This window comes from Microbacterium esteraromaticum (assembly GCF_017303215.1).
GTDB classification, from domain to species: Bacteria; Actinomycetota; Actinomycetes; order Actinomycetales; family Microbacteriaceae; genus Microbacterium; species Microbacterium esteraromaticum_C.
Genome location: NZ_JAEMWU010000001.1, coordinates 446,282 through 465,831, shown reverse-complemented (window position 1 = coordinate 465,831; position 19,550 = coordinate 446,282). Strand labels below are relative to the sequence as shown.

General features: G+C 68.8%; 14 protein-coding genes. 12 read left to right on the top strand and 2 right to left on the bottom strand.

The genetic code is table 11. The annotated features are described in order from the left end of the window. The first annotated feature begins 11 nt into the window (after window positions 1-11). The 7 genes from JF543_RS02170 to JF543_RS02140 all read left to right on the top strand — a co-directional run bounded on the left by JF543_RS02170 (window position 12) and on the right by JF543_RS02140 (window position 6,294). Window positions 12-872 (top strand): DUF58 domain-containing protein, encoded by an 861-nt coding sequence (locus JF543_RS02170; RefSeq protein WP_347401068.1) that lies wholly within the window; start codon window positions 12-14, stop codon window positions 870-872. Next, complete coding sequence (locus tag JF543_RS02165; RefSeq protein WP_206822600.1) at window positions 859-1,347, top strand: hypothetical protein; 489 nt, start codon at window positions 859-861, stop codon at window positions 1,345-1,347. The genes JF543_RS02170 and JF543_RS02165 overlap by 14 nt, the downstream gene beginning before the upstream one ends. After that, window positions 1,338-2,324, top strand: coding sequence for a VWA domain-containing protein (locus JF543_RS02160; protein WP_206822599.1), 987 nt, complete (start codon window positions 1,338-1,340; stop codon window positions 2,322-2,324). Before JF543_RS02165 ends, JF543_RS02160 begins: the two co-directional genes overlap by 10 nt. After that, window positions 2,321-3,403, top strand: coding sequence for a VWA domain-containing protein (locus JF543_RS02155; RefSeq protein WP_206822598.1), 1,083 nt, complete (start codon window positions 2,321-2,323; stop codon window positions 3,401-3,403). Before JF543_RS02160 ends, JF543_RS02155 begins: the two co-directional genes overlap by 4 nt. Continuing rightward, a complete protein-coding gene (locus JF543_RS02150; protein WP_206822597.1) occupies window positions 3,400-4,173 on the top strand; it encodes a hypothetical protein in 774 nt (257 codons plus the stop codon). Before JF543_RS02155 ends, JF543_RS02150 begins: the two co-directional genes overlap by 4 nt. Next, window positions 4,167-5,273, top strand: coding sequence for a hypothetical protein (locus JF543_RS02145; protein ID WP_206822596.1), 1,107 nt, complete (start codon window positions 4,167-4,169; stop codon window positions 5,271-5,273). Before JF543_RS02150 ends, JF543_RS02145 begins: the two co-directional genes overlap by 7 nt. An 82-nt stretch (window positions 5,274-5,355) precedes the next feature. Next, complete coding sequence (locus JF543_RS02140) at window positions 5,356-6,294, top strand: N-acetylglucosamine kinase (protein WP_206822595.1); 939 nt, start codon at window positions 5,356-5,358, stop codon at window positions 6,292-6,294. Window positions 6,295-6,441: 147 nt separating this feature from the next. Here the strand turns inward: JF543_RS02140 and JF543_RS02135 are convergent, their stop codons facing one another. After that, the gene (locus JF543_RS02135; protein WP_206822594.1) at window positions 6,442-10,638 is read right to left on the bottom strand and encodes a DUF5979 domain-containing protein; all 4,197 of its coding nucleotides are present in this window, start codon (window positions 10,636-10,638) and stop codon (window positions 6,442-6,444) included. Window positions 10,639-10,851: 213 nt separating this feature from the next. Between JF543_RS02135 and argG the strand changes: the two genes are divergently transcribed. From argG to JF543_RS02110, 5 genes are all read left to right on the top strand, one after another. After that, entirely contained in the window at window positions 10,852-12,297 is a 1,446-nt protein-coding gene (argG, locus tag JF543_RS02130; RefSeq protein ID WP_206821363.1) for an argininosuccinate synthase, read from the top strand. Between the two features lie 147 nt (window positions 12,298-12,444). Further along, complete coding sequence (locus JF543_RS02125) at window positions 12,445-13,086, top strand: TetR/AcrR family transcriptional regulator (protein WP_206822593.1); 642 nt, start codon at window positions 12,445-12,447, stop codon at window positions 13,084-13,086. 13 nt (window positions 13,087-13,099) lie between these two features. Next, entirely contained in the window at window positions 13,100-13,771 is a 672-nt protein-coding gene (locus JF543_RS02120) for a hypothetical protein (RefSeq protein WP_206822592.1), read from the top strand. Next, complete coding sequence (locus JF543_RS02115) at window positions 13,768-15,579, top strand: YhgE/Pip family protein (protein ID WP_206822591.1); 1,812 nt, start codon at window positions 13,768-13,770, stop codon at window positions 15,577-15,579. Before JF543_RS02120 ends, JF543_RS02115 begins: the two co-directional genes overlap by 4 nt. Window positions 15,580-15,690: 111 nt before the next feature. Further along, entirely contained in the window at window positions 15,691-18,330 is a 2,640-nt protein-coding gene (locus JF543_RS02110) for a penicillin acylase family protein (protein ID WP_242519372.1), read from the top strand. 97 nt (window positions 18,331-18,427) lie between these two features. Here JF543_RS02110 and JF543_RS02105 read toward each other — a convergent pair whose 3' ends face one another. Further along, a complete protein-coding gene (locus JF543_RS02105; protein WP_206822590.1) occupies window positions 18,428-19,339 on the bottom strand; it encodes a type IV toxin-antitoxin system AbiEi family antitoxin domain-containing protein in 912 nt (303 codons plus the stop codon). Window positions 19,340-19,550: the final 211 nt, after the last annotated feature.

The window sequence follows — 19,550 nt, the reverse complement described above, 5'->3', positions numbered from 1 at the left end:
TCGTCACCCAGGTGAAGAGCCGACTCTTCATCCACTCGTCGCAGAAGTCGATGCACGCGCTCGACGGTGCCTACGCGTCGCTGCTGCGGGGGCGCAGCCTGGACTTCGAGGATCTGCGACCCTACGAGTACGGCGACCACGTGCGCGATATCGACTGGCGGGCCACAGCCCGGCATGGGGAGCCCCTGATCAAGCGCACCAAGGCCACTCGCAAGCACACCGTGCTCTTTCTGGTGGATTCCGGTCGGGGCATGAATGCGCTGGCCGAGGATGAGGGGTCGAAGCGCGAGCTGCTGGTGCTGCTGACCGGTGCGCTCGGGTTCTTGACCGTGCGTCACGGCGACAACTTCTCGGTCGTGTACGGCGATGCCGATCGGGTGCGCCGACTCGCCCCGGGCGGCAGTGAGGCCGCACTCGAACGGGCACTGCGCACGATCGATCGCGCCGCCACCGAGAGCACGGCACCGAACGACCGTCGCGCCCTGCTGTCATATGCCGCCCGCAACATATCCAAGCGGATGATCGTCGTGATCGTGACGGATGAGGCGCCCGTGACCGATGAGACCGAGCGGCAGCTGCGTCGGCTCTCGGTGCAGCACGACGTGCTGTGGCTGACCGTGCGTGATGCCGATCCGGTGGCGGCAGTCCGCGCGCACCGCCGCGACGTCGACACCGGTTGGGCGGTGCCCGACTTCGTGCACGGGGATGCCGCGGTGCTGAGCGAGCTCGCCGCGCAGGAGGCCGCCGACACCGCCCGCCGCCACGAGATGCTGCGTCGGCTGGAGATCACACACGCCGAGTTCGGATCGCGCGACACGGCCGTGCCCGCCCTATTGGCGATGCTGGATCGGAGGTCGCATGCCCGCCTCTGACGAGCTCTATCCTCCGGTGCAGTACGGCTGGGGCTGGCTGCTGCTGGCCCTCGGCGTCCTCGCCGTGCTCGCGCTGGGCGCCTGGCTGCTGCTGTTCCTGACCCGGCCGCGACGCAGCATCACGGTTCCGGGCACTGCTCTCTACCGGCCGCCGACCTCTGCGGTACTCGCCCGCCTGCGCACCGACTACCTCGCCGAGGTGGACCGCATCGAGACCGCGTACCGATCCGGAAACGCGGATGCCCGCAGGGCGAACCTCGAGCTCAGCAGATGCGTCCGCTCATTCGTCAACGAGTACTCGGGGCTCGAAGCGCCGGTGCTCGCCCTGGACGACCTGGTCGCGCGCGGCGTGCAGCCGGCACTGCTCGACGCGCTGCGCCGCCACTACTACCCCAGCATCTTCCAGCGCGGACCCGCGATCGATCCGGTTGCCGGCGCCGAGGCCGCCCGCACGGTGGTGACGACATGGCACTGAACACGAGCTGGGTCGTCCTGATCGCCGCGGCAGTAGTGCTGGTCGCGATCGTGGTCGGCGTCGCCCTCGGTCTGCGTTCTCGCGCCGCGCGCAATGCGGCGCCCGCGGCCCTGGTCTCACGCGCCGAGCGACTGCGCACTCTTCCGGCCTTCCGCGCATCGGTGGGTCGCCGCATGGCGGCGCTATCGGGCATCCTCGCCCTCGGCGTGATCGCGACGCTGCTCGCCGGGGTGGTCGCCGCGCGGCCGATGTCGGCGCAGACCGTGCAGCCGGTCAACACCAGCCGCGACATCATGCTGTGCCTGGATGTCTCGGGATCGATGACCGAGGTCGACGTCGAGGTGCTCACCGTGTTCGATGAACTGCTCGACAGCTTCGAGGGCGAGCGCATCGGTCTGACGATCTTCAACAGCTCGCCGGTGCAGATCTTCCCCCTCACCGACGACTACGCGTTCGTCCGCGAGCAGTTGCAGCGCATGCGCGAGAGCTTCGACTACCTCGACGAGACGCCCGAGCACTGGGTCGGCACCCTCAACGGCCCCGGCGCTTCGCTGATCGGCGATGGCCTCGCGGCCTGCACGATGCGGTTCGACCACCTGGACGACGAGCGCAGCCGTTCGGTGATCCTCGCGACCGACAATGAGCTCGCCGGCGCGTCGATCCTGACCGTCGAGGAGGCCGCGCAGTATGCCAGGGCGCAACAGGTGCGGGTGTTCGCGCTCAATCCCGTGCAGGGCAAGGACGCCGAGGTGAGCGCGCAGCTGTCGCAGGCCGCCGCCATCACCGGCGGGCAGTCCTACGCGCTGAGAGACACCACCACGGTCGCCGACATCGTCGCTCAGATCCAGAAGCAGGAGGCCCGCGCCTTGCAGGGGCAGGCGCAGGTGGTCTGGGTCGACACACCGAACCTGTGGATGGCGCTAATGCTGGTCGCGATCCTCGGCTTCGTCGTTCTGCTGTGGGTGGTGAGGCTGTGATCTTCACGCCCGTGCTGCCTCCGTTGCTGCTGATTCTGCTGTGCACGCCCTTGGCGGCCCTCGCCGTGTTCGCCCTCGCCAAGGGATGGAAGGGCGATCATGCCGGTCGCAGCATATGGCTGCTGAGGCTCGGCATGATCGTCGTCGTGTTCGTGATGCTGTTGCGTCCCGGCATCCCGGGTGGTTCGTCGCAGACCCTCGCGACCGACACCGACATCGTGCTCGTCGTCGATACGACGGCGAGCATCGTCGCCGAGGACTGGGCCGACGGCGCACCCCGCCTCGAGGGCGTCGGCGACGACGTGCAGACGATCGTCGACGAGTACCCGGGCGCGCGGTTCGCGCTGATCAGCTTCGACGCGGCGGCGCAGCTGCGCCTGCCGCTGACGACGGATGCCACGGCGCTGATGTCATCGCTGGAAGTGATGAGTCCCGAGGTCACCGACCAGTCGCGGGGGTCATCGATCGGCATCGCGAGTCGGATGCTGGCAGACACCCTCTCATCGGCAGCCGAGGCTGCCCCCGATCGCAGCCGCATGGTGTTCTACCTGGGCGACGGCGAGCAGACCGCGTCGGGCCCGCCCGAGTCGTTCGCCTCGGGCGCGAAGTACGTCGACGGCGGGGCGGTGCTCGGCTACGGCACCGCCGAGGGCGGCCCGATGCGCATCACCACCGGCACCGCCGCCCAGGGCGAGTACATCCAGTACCGGGGCGAGCCGGCGTTGTCGAAGCGCGACGACGACAATCTGCAGCAGGTCGCCGAGCAACTCGGCATCGAGTACCAGCCCCGCGCGGCGGATGCGCCCCTGGTGCTGCCCCCAGCGCCCACGAGCACCGTCGACTACGCGTCGTCGGGCGAGGTGGGCAACGTGATCGAGCTGTACTGGATCTTCGCCCTGGTGCTCGTGCTGCTGCTGGGTGTCGAGCTGGCGCGCGCGACGATGCAGGTCACGCGCCTGCGCGGCGCTCTCGCCCCGCGCACGCCGCGCGATCAGGCGGATGACCGTGCCCGGCCCGCCCCGGCCGACCACCCGACCGACCGTGCCGTCTCAGCGCCTGAGGACAGGAGTGCACGATGACGACGCCGTCGCAGCATCCGACGCCTCCCGCCACGCAGGCCGACGCGGCGGCGCTGTTGCTCGCCGCCAACCGTCGCCGTCGGCGCATCCGATGGTGGGTCGCGGTCGCGACCCTGCCCCTCACGCTCGCCGGCCTGCTGCTGGTCGGCAAGGTGTTGAGCATGTACGCGTTCGCGCATCAGTCGATCAGCTCGTTCGTCACCGGGTCGTACGCCGAATCCGAGTCGGCAGCGCGCGGGCAGACCTGGCTCAACGGCTTCGAGCAGTTCAAGGCGCCGTACAACATCGGCACGGCTCAGGCCGGCGCCGAACAGCTCGCCGCGGCACGCGACCACCTCGAGACGGCCCTCCCTCTGGCAACCGGTCTGGACGTCTGCTACGTACGCATCAACCTGTCGCTGGTGATCGAACGGCAGGGTGACGCGGCCCAGGCCGACGGCGATGCCGTGTCGGCCGCCGAGTTCTACGGGCAGGCGCTGCAGATGACCGTCGAGACGCCCGAGGAGTGCCGCAGCGACGAGGCCCAGAACCAGTCGCCCGATCCGAGCCGCGACATGAGCGACACCCTCGACGAGAACCAGCAGCGTCAGCAGCAGAAGCAACAGCAGAACCCCGAGCAGGGCGGGCAGCCGTCCGAACAGGGCGAACAGGATCAACCCTCGCAGAGTGATCTCGATGACATCGAGAATCGGCTCGATCAGGGTGCGCAGGAACGCGAGGACCAGCTGGGCGAGGACGGCGGCAGCGGCGGAACGGAGCGGCCGTGGTAGACCAGCGTCGCAGCAGATACGTCGGCGGCGCCGAGGGTGCGCCGCCTCTTCCCCCGCCCGGCGGCTATCAGCGCCCGGGGCGCGCCTCGGCCGGGCTCGATGCCGCGGCCGGCCTGCCTCCGGCATCCGCCGACCTCGTCTACACCGCGCCCGACGCACCTAAACGCACCAGCGCACTCGGTGTCGCCGCCGTCGTCGCGGCGGCGCTGTTCGCGGTCACCCTGCTGGTGCTTCTGATGACGGGCGGAACAGATGCCATCTACGGCATATCTCTGCTGGTCGTGCAGCTGCTCGTCATCGGAGTGATCGTCGCGGCGCTGCTCACGCGGCGCGGGCGGATGCTGGGAGCCATCGCCCTCGTCGGAGCGCTCGTGTTCAACGTGGCAACGGTGGGCGCAATGAGTGCGCTGCGCTCGGCGGCGACGCAGGCCTACGACGGCACCAAGTCCGAGCAGCAGCGGCACGAAGAGGCGTATCCGGGCGTCCACGAGCACTCGAACTACGACGTGCTCAACGGCCCCTCGCTCGAACAGGTGCAGCGCCAGGGCGACGAGCTGATGGCGGCGGTGCGCGAACGGCTCACGGAACGCCTCGGCTACACCTGGGTGCAGGCCGGTGCGGTCGACGTCAGTCCGGAACGCAACGGCTACGGCGGTGAGTCGATGCTCAAGAGATACGTCTCGCCGACCTGGACGACCGCAGAGCCCGTGCACGATAACCAGCGCAAGCGCGAGATCATGATCATCATCGATCAGGTGCTGATGGAGCATGACATGTGGGGGCTCTACCCGCTGAACGTGCCCGCCAGCGGCCTCTCTGACGACATGGTCGCGAAGCTCTACGGGTCGGCGGATGTCGAGCGCCAGCACACGTGGGAGTACTACGCCGATACCTATCCCGACCCGTTGCGGTTCTATGTCACGACCTACGACCTCTCGAAGGACGCCACGGGCGAGTTCCGCACGCAGCGAGAGGCGATCGCCCAGCAGACCGGAGAACCTGTCGAGGGGGTGCAGCTGATGATCATCGCCCGAAACCTGCTGCCCGAACAAGACCGCGCCGAGTTCGAAGAGCGCCTGCGCGAGTACCCGGACTTCTGACCGGCGGGCGGGCGCGAGACGTGTCTTACGCTTGCATCTGGCCGCGAACCCGTCGCCGCCACACCAAGCGAGAGGGCACGACGTGTCTGAGCACCACCCGCAGTACCCGCTGCTCGCCGTCGACGCGGGCCAGACCGGTATCAAGACCCGGTTGCTGAGCGCCGATGGCGCCGTGCAGGAGTGGCTGTTCCCCGGAGTGTTCACCAACCAGCCGCTGCTTCCGCAGCTCGCGGCGGTGGTCGCCGAAGTGATCCGGGTGACCGGTTCGGCACCGCACACCGTGTCGCTGGGGGTGTCAGGGCTGACGGATGCCGATGCCGAAGCAGAAGCGCTGCTGCAGCATCCGGATCTCACCGACGTGCGCCGCGTGGTCGCCACGCACGACTCGGTCACCTCGTACTTGGGCGTGCTCGGCGACCAGTACGGAACCGTCGTCGCAGCCGGCACCGGCGTGGTCACGCTCGGCGTCGGCCCGCAGCACTCCGCGCGCGTCGACGGCTGGGGCCACATCATGGGCGACGCGGGCAGCGGCTTCTGGATCGGACGCGAGGCGCTGGATGCCGTCATGCGCGCCCACGACGGACGCGGCCCCGCGACCTCTCTGACCGCGCCGATGCAGGAGCGTTGGCCCGACCTCGAGACCGCTTACGTGCACCTGCAGGCGGCGCACGATCGCGTACGCACCGTGGCATCGTTCGCGGCGCAGGTGGCCGAGGCCGCCGCGGCCGGCGATGCCGTCGCGCAGCGCATCTGCCGCGACGCGGCCGCTGAGCTGGCGCTGGCCGCCACCGCCGCGCTGCGTGTCGTCGACGCTCCCGCCGACGCCGCCGTGGGCGCGGTCGGCGGGGTGTTCGGATCGGATGCTATCCGCGACGCCTTCATCGATGCGGTGCGCGCCGAGCGACCGGATGCCCGGTTCGTGCCGCCTCGGGGATCTGGGCTGGACGGATGCGTGGCCCTCGCCGGGTTGGGGCAGGATCACCCGCTGCGCGAGCGCTTCGCGGACGTCACCCGCGGCTGATCACGGCGTGGCCGGTGCGTGCTCTGCGCACCCGGTGCGCGCTCTACCTGCCTGGTGCGGAGCCCGCTGCTCCCGTTCCGAAACGCTGCGGGGGTCGACACGCCGTTCGGCGTGCCGACCCCCGAGGTCAGCGCGTGAGCGCGTCGCCTATGCGCTGCGGCGGCGGTGCAGCACGAGCATCAGGATTCCGACGCCCATCAGCAGCACGGCCAGCACCACGACGGATGCCGTGATCGCCGGCCCGCCGGTCACGGCGAGGTCGGGCAGCTTCTCGATGTCGTTCGAAACCGTGATCGTCGCGGGTGCCGTGCCGTCGCCGACCACGATGATCGTGACCTCGTCACCTTCGGCGTCGTCGAATGCGACGTTCACGTCGCCACTCGACCACGTCGCGCCGTGCCAGCGCGCGTTGACCGGCAGCTCGGTGGAGTGCTCGGTGAGCGTCACCTCGGTGCCCAGCGGCAGATCCGCGATCACCGTCGTCTCGCCGGAACGCACCTCGAGGTCGAGCTGCTGCGGCTCGCCGAGCAGGTCGGTCCAGGTCGCCGTCACCGGGAAGGCGGTGTCTTCGACGAGGCTCGCGCCGCTGCCGGTGAGCTCCTTCGTGACGATCAGGCTGCCGAGCTTCGACGTCACGGCATTGGTGACGACGACCTGGGCGTCCTGCGCCGCTCCGATCGTGAGCGCGGCGGTGCCGTCCTCGTTTCCGACGATGTCATCGCCGGCCCACTGCGGGGTGCTCCAGGCGAAGGCGAGGCCTTCGTCGTTGGGCAACTCCGCGAGCGTGACGAGGGTGCCGTGGGGCAGGTCCTGGCCGAACGGAACGACGGTGCCGTCGGTGGGCAGTGCCACCTCGGCCTGGCGCGGCTCGTCGCCGTCGAGCCACGAGGCGGTCACGGTGACGACCTCGGGAACGTCCGGGTTATCGAGCAGAATGCCGTCGACCTGCTTGGACAGGGTGAAGGTTCCCGGCGCCCAGGTGGCCTCGTTGACCACCGTCACCAGGGTGCTGTCGCTCTGCTGATCCGAGACGACGATCTCGGCCGACCCGTCGCCGTTGTCTGTCACATCCGTGCCGCTGATCGTGACCGATTCCCAGACGACGGTGTCGAACGCGGGGCGCTCACCCTCGGTGATCGTCACAACGGTTCCGGCGGGCAGGTCGACCCCCAGCGGGGTCGGCTCGACGGTGTTGATGGTGAGCTGCGTCGACTGCTCGGCGCCCTCGGCGTCGGTCCACGTCGCCGTGACGGGGAACTCGGTGTCGGGGGCGACCTCACCGATCGCGTCACCGGCGAGGCCCTTGATCAGGCTGATGCCGGCGACCGAGGTGGCCGCGTGATTCTGCAGCTGCACCTGTGCCTCAGCATCGCGGGTGATCGAGACGACGGCCGATTCGCCGTCAACAGTCACTCCGGTACCGCTCCACACCGGCGCGCCCCAGGCGATGCTGGATCCGTCGACGAGCGGCGTCTCGGTGAGCGTCACCTCGGTGCCGATCAGCAGGTTCTCACCGAGCTCGACGGGGGTGCCGTCGGTCGGGAGGGTCAGCGTCTTCTCTGCGTCAACGCCGTCCTGGGTCCACGACGCGGTGACCGTCACCTCGTCGGGAACGGCCGGGTTGTCGGCCTGTTCTCCCGTGACGGTCTTGGCGATCGAGAACGTCCCGACCGTGCGGTTGACCGTGTTCGTCACGGTTACAGCCGCCGGTTCGACGACGTGGCCGGCCTCGATGGTGATCGGGTTCGGCGAGATCACCGGCGTCGACCATGTCAACACATCGTCGTCGCCGGGCTTCGCCTCAGAGAACGTCACCACAGCGCCGACCGGCAGGTTCTCCATCGTGACGGTCTCACCGGCGGTGATGTCGAGAACACGGTCCGGCTGTGCGGGCACGTTGTCGCCGAGCGCGCTCGTGTCGATCGTCGCGGTGACCCGGTAGCTCTGCTTCGGGTCGACGAGCTCGCGGGCGGCGTCCGGTCCGGCGAGGGCCTTGGTGACCGTGGCGCTACCGAGCAGTGCGGTGTTCTGCAGCGTCACCGAGATGTTCGTGCCCGGGGCGAGCGTGGCGACGGCGGTGGTGCCGTCATCGCTCGGGATGAGCCCCTCGGTGGCCAAGAACTTCGGAGCACCCCAGGTGATACCGGAAACGGTCGGGAACCTCGGCTCAGACAGCTCGACGGTCCAGCCGGTACCGCGGGCGTTGAGCCCGCCGACCGGGTCGCCGTGGAGCGGAACCTCGAGGTCGTACGCGTTCTGGGTCACACCCTTCGGGTCGATCTCCTTCACCTGCACGGTGAAGGTGGTGTCGGCCGGAACGAGCGCGGCGCCCGGGGTGTCGGCGAGCTTCTTGTCAAGCGCCACCGATCCGCGAGTGACGCCGGTTCCGGTACCTGAACCGCTGTACTTCTGGGTGACGGACGACGAGAACTCGATGCCCGAACCGGCAATCGCATTGCCGTACTCGGTGCCCGGCGCATCCATACCGCCGCTGGTGGTGCACGTGGTGTAGCTCAGCGTGTACTGGTACTCACGGGTGAATCCGTCGCTCGTGCCCCCCTGTGGCATGGGCAGCGACGGTTCGGCGATCTCGAAGGTGACCTGCTGACCGTCGACCGTCACCGTCGTGGCGTCGGTGAGGTTGACACTCTTCAGGCCGCCGTTGCTGATCTGATCGTGGGCCGTGACTGCGAGGTTCATACGCGCGGCGAGGCCATCGCTCGAGTCACCCGCGGCGCAGACCGTCTGCGTCGAGGACAGCGTGTCGGTCAGCGTCAGCGGCCCGGTGATGCCGTCGACCTTCTCACCCGGAATCGTGACGTTCCAGTCGAGGGTCGTCTGCGGCATGTGCTCGACGCCGTCGATCGTGACCGTCGCTCCGTTGATCTTGCCCTTCTTACCCTGCGAGCGTCCGGGAACCTTCGCCTCGCCGCCCGTGGCATCGCCGTCGATCGAGACGGTGTTCGCGTAGACCGTGCCCGCCTCGGGCAGATCCGCCGAGGTGACGCACGTGTCATAGCTCACGAGATAGCGGTAGTCGGAGCGCTTGAACGCGAAGTCGGAATCGTCGATCGTGTAGACACCGCTGAAGGCCTGCGCCGATGAGGTCTGGTTCGACACGGCGAGCAGATTCGTGATGTCACGATCGCGCTGCCCGCTGGGGCCGTAGCGCTCGAAGACGCGCAATCCTGAAACGGTGTCGGTGCAGAGCTGGTGCCCCTCGCCGAGCGTCTCGGTCAAGGTGAAGCTGTTCTTGCCGAACAGCTGGTCGCCGGGGACGACGACCATCCAGGCGATCCGACCGTTGCGGTCGCCCTTCCCGAGCACGGTGCCGGACTTGGTCAGTCCCAGGTGCCAGGGGCGGTTGGTGACTGTGCCGATGCCCTGACCGGCCTCACCCCAGCCCTCGATCTGCATCGAGTTCTCGTAGGTGGTGCCAGAAGGGTCGATCTGTCCGTCCGGCGTGCACGTCTCGTAGGTGAGGCGGTACGTCACGTCGGCGTTGAAACCGCCGCGGGGAGCGTTCAGCGCGATGCGGAATCCTGCCTCGCCGGCAACGGGTGCCGACTCGACGAGATCGGTCACGTCGACCACAGTGTCACCGCGGACGGTCTGCACACGGAACCCGGTCGGGTCGCACAGCACGTGGCCGGCACCGAAGGTGTCGGTGATGTGTGCGACGTCTCCGCCCGCGGCGACCAGGTTCGCCCCGGGGATGTCGATCGTCCACGTCATCGACCAGTTGTTGCTGTTCATCTGACCGGCCTTCGAGACCTCGCCGGGCAGTTCGATGCCGTCATCGATCCCGCCGCCTCCGGGCAGCGGCACCGACACCGGCGTGCCGTTCAGGTCGAACACGACCTCGGTCTCGGTGGTCGTCTGGATGGCCTCGACCTGGAACTGCCAGGTTCCCGCCACGAGCTCTGGCCGCTCGGTGACGGCGTCGGTGAGTGTGCACTCGGCGATTCCGGTGGACGGATCGGTGAGGCAGTTCCCCCACACCACGCCCTCGGGACCGTTCAGTGCGAACGGCACGGCGGCGGGGAACTCGAAGACGTCGGGCAGCCCGATCGTGAAGGTGTCACCGGGCCGAGGATCAGCCGTGGAGGCGTCCCAGGTGCCCGACACCGTGACGGAGTCGCCGATGGTCAGCTTCGCGTCGGCCGGTTCGATGGTGACGCCGCCGATGGCGATGGCGGCGTTGGTCGCGGCGACCGCTGCAGCGGGTGCTGCGACGAGGCCGATGATCGCCAGCAACCCCACGGTGAACGCAGAGATGACGCGGCGGAGCGCGCTCGGGCGCGCCAGATGATCGCGCCGTTTGGGCGCGCGAAAATACAGCATGTGCTCTCCCCTAGCAGTTACGCATCCGCCCCCGTGCGCCCCCACGCACGCGAAAGTCCCTCAGACGGACACGCTTCGATGACCGGGACGGGTTCCCAGTCGGCCCGAGATCGGGCATCACGTGCGACCGTATCGTTTTGGCAACCTTCTGTGCAAATCTCTCGGATCGTCTCCGGGCAGGCCGACACGCCGCGCGCCGATAGACTTGGGCGCATGTCCAAGGTGCTTCAGTCCCTCCCCGTCGGCGAAAAGGTCGGCATCGCGTTCTCCGGTGGTCTCGACACGTCTGTCGCCGTCGCGTGGATGCGAGAGAAGGGGTCGATCCCCTTCACCTACACCGGCGACCTCGGCCAGTACGACGAGGACGACATCGCGTCGATCCCCGGTCGCGCCCTGGAGTACGGCGCCGAGGCGTCGCGTCTGGTGGATGCCAAGACGGCCCTCGTCGAAGAGGGCTTCGTCGCTCTGCAGTGCGGCGCCTTCCACATCCGCTCGGGCGGCAAGACGTACTTCAATACGACTCCGCTGGGCCGCGCCGTCACTGGCACGATGCTGGTGCGCGCGATGCGCGAGGACGGCGTCGACATCTGGGGTGACGGCTCGACCTACAAGGGCAACGACATCGAGCGCTTCTACCGCTACGGGCTGCTCGCCAACCCGCGTCTGCGCATCTACAAGCCGTGGCTCGACGCCGACTTCGTCACCGAGCTCGGCGGTCGCCAAGAGATGAGCGAGTGGCTCGTCGAGCGCGGTTTCCCATACCGCGACTCGGCCGAGAAGGCGTACTCGACGGATGCCAACATCTGGGGTGCCACCCACGAGGCCAAGACGCTCGAGCACCTCGACGTGTCGCTCGAGACGGTCGACCCGATCATGGGCGTGAAGTTCTGGGACCCGTCGGTCGCGATCGAGACCGAGGACGTCACGGTGACCTTCGAAGGGGGCCGGCCGGTCGCCATCAACGGCGTCGAGTACACCGACCCGGTCGCGCTGGTCATGCAGGCCAACACCATCGGCGGCCGTCATGGTCTGGGCATGAGCGACCAGATCGAGAACCGCATCATCGAGGCGAAGTCGCGCGGCATCTACGAGGCCCCCGGCATGGCACTGCTGTTCATCGCGTACGAGCGCCTGGTCAACGGCATCCTCAACGAAGACACCCTCGCCACGTACCACGAGCAGGGTCGCCGCCTCGGCCGCCTGATGTATGAGGGCCGCTGGCTCGAGCCGCAGTCGCTCATGCTGCGCGAGTCGATCCAGCGCTGGGTCGGCCTCACGATCTCGGGTACCGTCACCATCCGCCTGCGCCGCGGTGACGACTGGACGATCCTCGACACCGTCTCGCCGAACCTGTCGTACGGCCCCGAGAAGCTGTCGATGGAGCGCGTCGGCGACGCCGCCTTCGGCCCCGTCGACCGCATCGGTCAGCTGACCATGCGCAACCTCGACATCGCCGACTCGCGCTCGCGCCTGGAGCAGTACGCCGGGCTGGGCCTGGTGGGCGGCGCGACCGGCGAGCTCGTCGGCCGCGTCACCGCGGGCGAAGCCGGCGACATCACCGGACTCGTGGAGGGCTCGGTCTCGCAGGTCGACGGTGAGCTGACGGATGCTGTCGATGCAGCATCCGAGGGCGCAGCCTTCGACTTCGGTACCGACTGACCGCAGTACGCTTTCCGACGCCCCGCGTGGGTCGCCCGTTCGGGTGACCCACGCGGGGCGACTGCGTTCTGAGCGGTAGTGACGCATGGGCTGTGAATCCCCTGCTTTATCTTGCACAGTGATGTGCAAGATACTTACACTCGATGCATGTCCTCCACCCGCACTCCGCGCTCGGATGCTCTCGCGAACCGTGCCGGGATCATCGCCGCGGCCCGCACCGCCCTCGCGTCCGACCCGCACGCCTCGGTCGACGCGATCGCGCGTACCGCCGGCGTCTCTCGCCGCACCATCTACGGGCACTTCGCCGACCGCGACGCGCTGATCCGCGAGCTCATCGCGTCCGGCGCCCGGCGCTTCAACGCGCTGGCGACCTCGGTGGACGACGATGATCCTCAGGTCGCGCTCGCGCGCCTCGCCGCACTGATGTGGCACGAGGCGGCGCACGTGCGCATCACGGCGGCGCTGGCGCTCGACGATGCGCACCTCACCGAGACCGCCGCGGCGCTGGCCCCGCTACGTCGCGTGCTCGCCGACATCGTGCGGCGGGGCCGACGCGGCGAGCGCATGCGCACCGACATCGACGCAGGCATGCTCGCCCGACTGATCGAGGAGGTGGCGCGCACAGTTGCCTCCCGCAACCTCGCGGACGAGACAGGCGCAGAACCCGCCGCAGCAGCCGATGCGGTCGTGCGGATCGTGCTCAGCATCGCCGGGTTGTCGTGGCGCGACGCGGACGCCCTGCTTCGCGATCACCCCGACGTTCTCGTCCCCGCGCAGAGCGCCGAGTGAGGGCATCCGCCGCATGAGGGTCGCACTGCAGAACGTCACGAAGGGTCGTCGCGGGCAAGTGCTGCCGACCATGGACATCGTGTTCGAGTCCGGGCACGCCCGCTTCATCCGTGCCGAGACCGAGCAGCGCCCGACCGTGCTCGGCCTCATCGCCTCGGGGCGGATGCGCCCCGACTCCGGCACGGTCACGATCGACGGCGTCGCCGACGCGGGCGCGCTGCGGCGACGGGTGGCGCTGGTCGATGCCCCGGCCGTCAGCGACCCACCCCCCGACGTTGCCGTCGGCGCAGTGGTGGGCGAAGAGCTCATGTTCGCCGGACGCCCCGCCACACCCCGCCACGCACGTCGCTGGTTGCGGATGCTGGGGTTCGACGATCTGATCAGAACACCGATCGGCGTCATCGACCCGGCGGCGCGCGTGCGCATCCTGTGCGAATTGGCCGTGCTCCGCGCCGAGGTCGAGGCGCTGGTGCTGGTGGCCCCCGACCGCCACGGTGGACGGCCCGATGGCTGGTGGCGCATCGCGTCGGAGTTCGCCGACCGTGGGTACGCGATGCTCGTGATCGTGGGTGGCGCAGCCGCCGCCGTCATCTCGACCATGCCCGAGACCGTGCACGCCGAGCATCTGTCAGATGCCGGCGCTGCCGCACAGGTCACGCCCGCCGCAGAGGAGGACGCCCGATGAAGATCCCCTCGATGATCGCCGCCGAACTGCGGCGACTGGTGGCCAGCCCCATGGCCGTAGTGGCGCTGATCGCGCTGCTGGCCGTTCCCGTGCTCTACGGCGGGCTGTACCTGTGGGCGAATCAAGACCCCTATGGCAAGTTCACCGAGGTCCCCGTCGCGCTGGTGGTCGACGACACCGGCACCGGTGACGCCGAGAACCCGCAGAACTACGGATCGGACGTCGCCGAGCAGCTGCTGAGCGACGGCTCCTTCGACTGGAGGGTGATGACGGCATCCGAGGCCGGCGCAGCGCTCTCGGACGGCACGGTCGACTTCACCGTGACCATCCCCCGCGACTTCTCGGATGCACTCGCCTCGGCCTCCGGCGACCACCCCCGCCAGGCGCGCATCGAGCTCGAGACGAACGATGCGAACAACTATCTGGCCTCATCCATCGGCACGCAGGCGGTCGAACGCATCCGGCGTTCCGTCGCCGAGATGGTCGGCTCGGAAGCGGCCGGTCAACTCCTGACCGGCCTCAGCGATGTGCGCGCGAACCTCGCCGACGCCGTCGACGGCACCGGACAGCTGCTCGATGGCGCCCACTCGGCGAAGGACGGATCGTCAGCGCTCACCACCGGGCTGGGAACCCTCGCCGACGGGACCGATGCGCTCGCCCTCGGGGCCCGCTCGCTCGCCGACGGCGCCGCACAGGTCAGCGCCGGAAACCGCAAGCTGGCCGAAGCAGCCGATGACGCCGCCGTCCATGCCCAGCAGGCGGCCGATGCGCTGCCCGGCGTGCGCGCGGATCTCGCCGCGGGCATGGCCGAACACGGACTGACCGCCGAGCAGATCGACGCCGTGCTCACCGACCTCGATCCGCTGGCCGCCCGCCTTCAGGAGGGCAACACCGCCGCACAACGCGCCGTCGACCAGGTCGATGAACTCGCCGCAGGCGCGCAGCGGCTCTCCGAAGGCGCCGCACGACTGTCCAGCGGCACTCGGGACGCCGCCGATGGTGCAGCATCCGCCCGCGACGGTGCCGCCCGTCTCGACGACGGCCTCGGTGCTCTCGGCGACGGAATCGGGTCCCTGCGCGACGGCCTGGCCTCCGGAGTGGCGGCGATTCCGGCATCCACCGCCGAGCTGCGCGCCGCGCAGGCCGACACCATCGCCGACCCCGTGCACGTCTCCAGCGACAAGGTCGCGGCCGCGCGCGACTACGGTCAGGGCCTCGCGCCGTTCTTCGCCGCGCTGGCCGGGTGGATCGGCATCTACGCCCTGTTCCTGATCGTCAAACCGATCTCACGGCGGGCGGTGACCGCGCTGCACTCACCGCTGCGGATCACGCTGGCGGGATGGCTGACACCGGCGATGCTCGGCGCCCTGCAGATGGTGGGCCTGATCGGTGTGCTCGGCTACATGCTCGGCTTCGACTTCTCACACCCGTGGGGATCACTGGGCGTCATGGTGATGGCCTCGGCGACGTATGCGGCGATCATTCTGGCGCTCAACGTCTGGTTGGGCTCCGTCGGCCAGTTCATGGGCCTCGTCCTGATGGTGCTGCAACTGGTGACCGCGGGTGGCACGTTCCCCTGGCAGACGCTGCCCGAGCCGCTCGCCGGACTGCATCACGTGCTGCCGATGGGATACGTCGTCGATGCGCTGCGCCAGTTGATGTACGGCGGTGACATCACCCGAGCCCTCTACGACCTGGCGATCCTCGCCGCATGGCTCATCGGCGCCCTCGCGCTGGCGGCCGTCGGAGTGACCCGGATGACCCACCGGCGCACCCTGCGCGACCTGCAGCCCAGTCTGATCGGGTGATCCTCGGCAGCGCGAGCGGGAATCGGTAGTATGCGAGGACGCGCGCGACCCGAGACGCGTGCGCGGCCTCCGTGACACGGAGTCCCACGTACTACCCAAGGGCCTTCACCGATGATGAGCACAACCAGCGACCCGAACCGACGCTCCCTCGCGGGACGCCTCGGCCGTATCGCCTTCGTCGTGGTCGCCGTACTGATCACGATCGCCACCGCCGCCGCGTTCTTCCTCACCTGGACCATCCAGCGCTCGTTCCCCCAGACCTCAGGCGAGATTCAGCTCAGCGAACTGGACGCCACGGTGACGGTGCAGCGAGACGACCGCGGCATCCCCACGATCACCGCCTCGACCACGCACGATCTGTTCTACGCGCAGGGGTTCACGCACGCGCAGGACCGGTTCTTCGAGATGGACTTCCGGCGGCACGTGACCTCGGGGCGCGTCGCCGAGATGTTCGGTGATTCCCAGGTCGCGACCGACAAGTTCCTGCGTACGCTCGGGTGGCGCGCCGTCGCCGAAGAGGAAGTCGCGAACCTCGACGAGACGACGCTCGGCTACTACGAGGCCTACGCCGACGGGGTGAACGCCTATCTGGACTCCCGCTCCGGCGCCCAGCTCTCACTGGAATATGCCGTTCTGGGCATACAGAACCCGGACTACGAGCCCGAGCCCTGGGAGCCGGCGGACTCGGTCGCCTGGCTGAAGGCGATGGCCTGGGATCTGCGCACCAACGTCGAGGACGAGACCGACCGTGCGCTGCTCGCTGCCCGGCTGCAGGCATCCGGAGCGTCGGATGCTGAGAACACGGCCGTCATCGAAACGGCCTACCCGCCGTACCCGTTCGCGCAGAACCCGGTGATCGTGCCCACCATCTCGGCGGTCGAACCCGTGCAGGCCGATGCTGAGCCGGCGGCCTTCGGTGGCGCGGGCGATGCCGGGGTCACCGACGCCCTCGCCACGGTCGAGTGGCAGGAGGCCGAGAGCGTGCTCGCCGCGGCGAGCATGATGATCGGCGGGGTCGGCGAGGGCATCGGGTCGAACTCCTGGGTCGTCTCGGGTGACCTCACCGAGAGCGGGATGCCACTGCTGGCCAACGACCCGCACCTGGGCGCCTCGTTGCCCTCGGTCTGGTACCAGATCCAGCTCAAGTGCGAAGCCGTCGGCGAGCAGTGCCCCTTCGACGTGGCCGGGTTCTCATTCTCGGGAATGCCGGGCGTCGTCATCGGACACAACCAGACCGTCGCCTGGGGCTTCACCAATCTCACCACCGACGTCACGGATCTGTACATCGAGAAGCTCGACGGTGACCAGTACTGGCGCGACGGTGCGCTGACGCCGCTCGAGATCGAGCAGGATGTCATCAAGGTCGCCGGCGGCGACGACGTGCCGCTGACCATCCGCCGCACCGTGCACGGTCCGATCATCTCGGGCCTGACCGACGACTTCACGTCGATCGCGGAGTCCCCCGTCGTCAGCGCGGGCGATGCGGTGCTCCCACTGGAGGGTGCGCCCGAGATCCCCGACGGTGAGAGCGCGGTAAGCCTGCGCTGGACGGCTCTCGAGCCCGGCACCACCGCCAGCGCCCTGTTCGCGCTCAACACCGCCCAGAACTTCCAGGAGTTCCGGCGGGCAGCATCCCTCTTCGACGTCCCGGCGCAGAACCTCGTCTACGCCGACGTCGAGGGCAACATCGGCTATCAGGCGCCCGGGCGGCTGCCGATCCGCGGCGCCGGCGACGGCTGGCTGCCGCAGGCCGGCTGGGACAGCGCCTACGACTGGGAGGGGTTCATCCCCTTCGAAGAACTCCCGGTGTCGTACAACCCGCCGCAGGGGTACATCGTCACGGCGAACAACGCGATCGTCGATGACGACTACGAGCACTTCCTATCCCGCGACTGGGACTACGGCTACCGCGCCGCGCGCATCGAGCACCTGATCGAACGCAAAGCGGCAGCCGGACCGATCACCGCCGCCGACATGCGCGACATCCAGATGGATGAAGAGATGTGGATCGGCAAGCAGCTCGCCGTGGTCATGGACCGCGTCGCTGTCGAAGGCGAGGGCCCGCAGGCGGCCATCGAGCTGTTACGCACCTGGGATGCCCAGAACGATCCAGACTCGGCAGCCGCGGCCTTCGCCAACGTGCTGTGGTCGAACCTGGCGCAGAACGTCTTCGTCGAACGCGAGGTTCCGCTTCCGGTCGGCGACCAGGGCCGCCTCTTCACCGTCGTCGGCACGATGCTCGACGACGCCGTCGACCCGATGTGGACCAACGAGCGCCTCGGCACCACCGACATGTACTCAATGCTGGCGCTCTCGGCCGAGCAGGCCTATGCCGAACTCGCCGAGCTGCAGGGCGAAGACGTCACCCGCTGGAGCTGGGGGTCGCTGCACGCGCTGCCACTCACCCACGACACGCTGGGCACGTCAGGTATCGCGCCGATCGAGATGCTGTTCAACCGCGGGCCGTACCCCGTCGGCGGCGGCTCATCGGTCGTCAACGCCACCGGATGGGTGCTCGGCGAGTCGTACGCCACCGCGACCGTCCCGTCGATGCGCATGGTGATCGACCTGGCAGACTTCGACGCGTCGACGTGGAACCACCTCACCGGGGCCAGCGGGCATGCCTTCCACCCGCACTACACCGATCAGACAGCGGACTGGGCGAAGGGCATCCAGACCCCCTGGGCCTTCAGCCCGAAGGCGGTGAAGGCCGCGGCCGTCGACACGCTGACGCTGACCCCGGCCGGTTAGCCCCTGCCCCTGGCATCCGCACCCCCGTCCCTGGCATCCGCACCCCCGCCCCTGTTCGCAACTCCGGAGATTCTCGGGTTTTCCGGGCTACCCGCGGTCAAGCCCCGCCAGATCGCCCGTTTCTCCGGAGTTGTGAACGCCGCCGACCCTCGAACAGCGGTCCGAGCACTGCGATCACGTCCGTGATGGCTGCCCGCACTCGGTCAGGCCGATTGAAGATATCGGCCGCGATCGGCCGGATCGTGACGTATCCGAGTTGCGCGGCCATCAGATCACGCGCCCGATCCTCGACTTGCTGATCCCATCCCTCGTGGAACTCCCGGCTGTCGCATTCGATGATCAGCCATCCATCGACCACGAAATCCACGCGGCCGATGCCGACCAGCGTGACCTGAGTCTCGAAGGGCACGCCCAGAGCGCGCAGCATGAGCCTGACGAATGTCTCGGGTCCGGACTCGGCCGAGGCGTCGACCAGAGGCAGAAGCGCCTGGAACCTCGCGGGCAGGCTGCGGAAGATCCGGACGATCTGCTCCCGTGTCAGCAGACGGTGGTGCAGCACGCTGTCCACGGTCGCGATCGCCGCACGGGGCGCCTGGCACCGGATGGACTCACGCACGGCATCCCATACCGATACCGCGTGCGCAGTCCCCGGCTCGTGACACGGACTCCAGTGCATCGTGGCGGAGCGAGATCGACGGTGACGGCTGCGTGAGAGCTGCGGCGACACGTGCACATGCGCCGCGGGCTTCTCCAGAACGAAGACGCCGATCAGGTGCAGTAGCGTCACGCACCCGATGCGACCGCCGGTGTGCACCGCGTCGGCGATGTCGTCGGGGACCTGATGGGTGACGTAGTGCCCGCGTCTCAGTCGGAACAGTCTGCCGGCGCGCACCGCTGCGGTGATGCCGCGCGCGCCGAGCCCCTGGTCGAAGAGGTCCGCTCGGCTGTAGATACGGATCCGCTGCAGGTCTGCAAGACGCTGAGCGACGGTCGGCTTCGAGACAGGCATGCACGCGATCCTGGTCGGCTGGGCGGCGGCGCGGACCTGAGTTGCCCGATCTGTGGACGGAATCGCCGCTCACGTTGTCTGTGCACGACGAGTGGAGTGCACACAACTCCGGAGAAACACCCGCGGATGGGCCCCGAACACCGCTATAGGCCGGGTTGCCGCAGGTTCTTCCGGAGTTGCGAACGAGAGAGCGTCGGATGCCCGGGCCGGG